The organism is Rummeliibacillus pycnus, assembly GCF_050459865.1.
Classification (GTDB): domain Bacteria; phylum Bacillota; class Bacilli; order Bacillales_A; family Planococcaceae; genus Rummeliibacillus; species Rummeliibacillus pycnus_B.
In genome coordinates this window covers 1-2149 of sequence record NZ_JBCMNM010000011.1, presented here as the reverse complement: position 1 = coordinate 2149, position 2149 = coordinate 1, and the positions used below count along the sequence as shown (strand labels likewise).

The window sequence follows — 2149 nt, the reverse complement described above, 5'->3', positions numbered from 1 at the left end:
GGTTTAAAAGAAATACTAATGAAATGAACCAATTTTGCATATCCATTTTTTGTTAAATACAAATATTTAACACATTAACTTTTCAATATTCAGATTTGCATGTTCCGCTACAGACGGCGCTTTCCACGGGCTTGGCTTCAATCTCCTCGTCACTACGTTCCTGCGGGGCTTTCAGCTCAAGCTTTTCCCGTAGGAGTCGCCGTCTTTCGCTCCATAATGAATATCATTAAATGTTCGTATATTTTATAATTTTGCATTATGAAATTGATTCAAATAAGAAATAATGATGAATCACATTTATTTTACCGTTACATTTTTTAAATCATCCGCTTCTGTAGGATGCGGGAGATAGTTCTCAACATTTGTTCTTGCACCAACAATTGGTGTTGAATGCACTAATGGGAGTACAGGGATAATTTCACGTAAACGAGTTTGAATATCTGCATATAGAGCTTCTCGTTTCGCTTTATCTGTTGTTGAACGAGCTTCCGCTAACCATTTTTGTATCTTTTTATCATGTAATTGCGAGTTATTTAATGAACCTGAATCATAGAAGAACAAAGATAATAAGTTATCAGGGTCACCATTATCACTTGTTCCACCTAATAAAAATAATTGAGCTTCACCTTTACGGGTTTTATCTAAATAAGTAGCCCATTCATAAGTAACAATTTTTGTTTTCATTCCTATCGTTTCTAAATTCTTTTGGATTGCCTCCGCCACTTTTTGTCCATCAGGCATATATGGACGCGGTACTGGCATCGCCCACAATTCAACTACTTTTCCATCATACGAAGATTCTTTTAGTAACGCTTTTGCCTTTTCTACATCAAATGTGTATGGTTCTGTTTTTTCGTCGTAGCCGAGCGATGTTGGTTGCAATGGGTTTTTTGCCTCCGTTGCAAATCCCTCAAAAAAGCTATTTACAATTGCTTTGCGATCAATTGCCATACTCACAGCTTCACGCACTTTAACGTCATTGAGCGGCTTTTGTGTAAGAGTCATTCCTAAGTATCCTACGTTAAATGAAGGTCTTTTTAATAATTGTAGATTTTGATCTTCTTCTATACGCTTATGGTCACTTGGGCTTAATCCATCAGCAATGTCAATTTCTCCTGTGACTAAACTATTTAATCTGGCAGAGTTATCAGGCAATGTACGATAAATTAATTTTGATACTTTTGGATAGTCTTTTTGCCAATAATTTGTATTCTTTTCAAGCTCAATCGTATCATTCCTCTTCCAAACAACAAATTTGAAAGGTCCTGTTCCTACAGGATTTTCACCGAATTTGTCACCTTCTTTTTCAATAGCAGTTGGACTTGCGATTGAAAATGCAGTCATTGCAAGATTATTTAAAATTGCAGCAGAAGGTTTTTTCAACTTCAGTTCAAAAGTAGTGTCATCTATTGCTTTTACAGTATTGATAATATGATTACTATCTCCTTTAAATCCACCAAACATATCACCGTAGTACGGGAATTGATCTGCCGAACCATTCATCCATCGTTCAAAATTTTTCACTACTGCTTCTGCATTAAAATCTGTACCATTATGAAATTTAACGCCTTCTTGTAGCTTAAATGTATATGTTAATTGATCCTCCGAAATTTTCCATTCTTTAGCGAGGCTCGGTTTAATCGATGTATCATTTTCACCAAACTGAACAAGCGTTTCATAAATATTTCTTGCTACTTTAAAAGATTCTCCATCGGTAGCCTTGATTGGATCAAGTGAAACAGAATCAGTACCTCTACCATATACAAGAGAACTTTGTTTTCCCCCACTGTTACTTGATCCCCCTGCATTACTTGTAGAATCTTTTCCACAAGCACTTAATACCACTAGAATAATTGCCATTAGAAAGTAGACTAGCCATTTTCTCATAAAAATCCCCCTTCTGAAATTAAAAACAGAATATTTAGAATTTATTATATATTAATTTACCAATTATTGATAGAAAAAAGGAGTTGCCCCTTTTAGACAACTCCATAATAGTAAATATTAAAAACGTTAAATGTGAATCGATTTCATCAAATCCATTTTCAGTATTTTATATACGAACATTTCAACACATTAACTTTTCAGTATTCAGATTTGGATGTTCCGCTACAGACGGCGCTTTCCACGGGCTTGGCTTCAATCTCCT

At 35.0% G+C, this 2149-nt stretch carries 1 protein-coding gene; it reads right to left on the bottom strand.

The window, feature by feature from the left end:
* Nucleotides 1-297: 297 nt before the first annotated feature.
* Nucleotides 298-1887 (bottom strand): ABC transporter substrate-binding protein, encoded by a 1590-nt coding sequence (locus ABE048_RS01575; protein WP_430308734.1) that lies wholly within the window; start codon nucleotides 1885-1887, stop codon nucleotides 298-300.
* Nucleotides 1888-2149: the final 262 nt, after the last annotated feature.

What these genes read in the sequence shown, in the direction of transcription:
- ABE048_RS01575 (WP_430308734.1), bottom strand. Translation starts at nt 1,887, where the DNA reads ATGAGAAAATGGCTAGTCTACTTTCTAATGGCAATTATTCTAGTGGTA.